This window comes from Paraburkholderia sp. (genome assembly GCF_035948235.1).
GTDB lineage: Bacteria > Pseudomonadota > Gammaproteobacteria > Burkholderiales > Burkholderiaceae > Paraburkholderia.
Map to the genome: position 1 here is coordinate 1 of NZ_DASZJJ010000203.1, position 1598 is coordinate 1598.

Consider the following 1598-nt stretch of genomic DNA (forward strand, 5'->3'; position numbering starts at 1 on the left):
CGCCGCGAAGCTGGCAAGCGCGCACGACTTCATCATGGCGCTGCCGCGCGGCTACGAAACGCTGGTGGGCGAGCGCGGCGTGAAGCTCTCGGGCGGCGAGCGCCAGCGCGTGGCGATCGCGCGGGCGTTTCTGGCCAACGCGCCGATCCTGATCTTCGACGAAGCGACGTCGAGCCTCGACAGCGAAAGCGAGGTGCTGATCCAGCAGGCCATGGAACGGCTGATGGAAGGCCGCACGACCGTCGTGGTAGCGCACCGGCTTTCGACCGTGCGCGCCCTCGACCGCCTGCTGGTGCTGGAGCGCGGACGCGTGGCCGAAGAAGGCACGCACGACACGCTCGTGCGTCGCGAGAACGGCCTGTACCGGCGTCTGTTCGAGCGCCAGGCGCTGGAGTTGACGAAGGGACTCGCCGACGACGTGGTCCTGCGCTGAGCGTTTTCACCTACTCGCGCCGACGCCGGTTTCAGACGACCTCAGGTGGCTTCGGCGCGCGCGTGGGGCTGGATGCGCGCCAGCACGTCAGCCAGCGCCTCGCGGGCGAGTTCCGTGTCGTAGTGGGCCTGCAGCTCCATCCAGCTACGCGCGTCGGTGCCGAAGTAGACGGCGAGGCGCACCGCCGTATCGGCCGTGATCGCGCGCTTGCCGAGCACGATCTCGTTGATGCGGCGCGGCGGCACATCGATCGCTTTAGCGAGCGCGTACTGGCTGATGCCAAGCGGCTTGAGCCAGTCTTCGTTCAGGATCTCTCCCGGCGTGGCGAGCGGTACTTCCCGTGCCATGGTCACACTCCGTCTGCGGTAATGTAATCGCCACGATAATAACGCCTCACGTTAATAACGTCAAACGTTACTATTGTCGCGGCGACGCCACGCGCTGCCCAGTCAGCCGTTCGGCCAATGTGCGCGCGCCTCGCGCCCCGCCATGCCGTGCCCGGCGCGCATGGGCGCACGCGGGCGCAGCCCCGCGTGTGCACGCGTAGCGCTCAAAACCAGCCGTGTGGTCCCCGTTCAGGGCGACGCGCCCGCCCGCGTGGCGTAAAATGTGCGCTTTCCAGCCAGAATCCCATCATGACGCTCGCCTCCACCCTAGAGATCATCGCCGAACTGAAAGCCGGCAAGATGGTGATCCTTGTCGACGAAGAAGACCGGGAAAACGAGGGCGACCTCGTCATTGCGGCTGAATTCGTCACGCCCGAAGCCATCAACTTCATGGCGAAGCACGGGCGCGGGCTGATCTGCCTCACGCTCACCCAGGAGCGCTGCAAGCTGCTCAACCTGCCGCTGATGACTTCGCGCAACGGCACGCAGTACGGCACCGCGTTCACGGTGAGCATCGAGGCGGCCGAGGGCGTCACGACGGGCATTTCCGCCGCCGACCGCGCGCGCACGATCCAGACGGCCGTGGCTCACGACGCCCGCGCCGAGCACATCGTGCAGCCGGGCCACGTGTTCCCGATCATGGCGCAACCGGGCGGCGTGCTCGTGCGCGCGGGCCACACGGAAGCCGGCTGCGACTTCACGGCGCTCGCGGGCCTCACGCCCGCCTCGGTGATCTGCGAGATCATCAAGGACGACGGCACGATGGCGCGCCTGCCCGA

3 protein-coding genes are annotated in these 1598 nt (G+C 67.6%); 2 read left to right on the forward strand and 1 reads right to left on the reverse strand.

The genetic code is table 11. The annotated features are described in order from the left end of the window. The coding region (locus VG320_RS17315) for an ATP-binding cassette domain-containing protein (protein ID WP_327201312.1) at positions 1-433 on the forward strand (433 nt) is incomplete at its 5' end. A 41-nt stretch (positions 434-474) separates the two neighbouring features. Here VG320_RS17315 and VG320_RS17320 read toward each other — a convergent pair. Beyond that, the gene (locus VG320_RS17320; protein WP_327201313.1) at positions 475-780 is read right to left on the reverse strand and encodes a HigA family addiction module antitoxin; all 306 of its coding nucleotides are present in this window, start codon (positions 778-780) and stop codon (positions 475-477) included. Between the two features lie 288 nt (positions 781-1068). Between VG320_RS17320 and ribB the strand changes: the two genes are divergently transcribed. Beyond that, positions 1069-1598 (forward strand): 3,4-dihydroxy-2-butanone-4-phosphate synthase (gene ribB, locus VG320_RS17325; protein WP_327201314.1); only part of this gene is annotated, 530 nt, incomplete at its 3' end.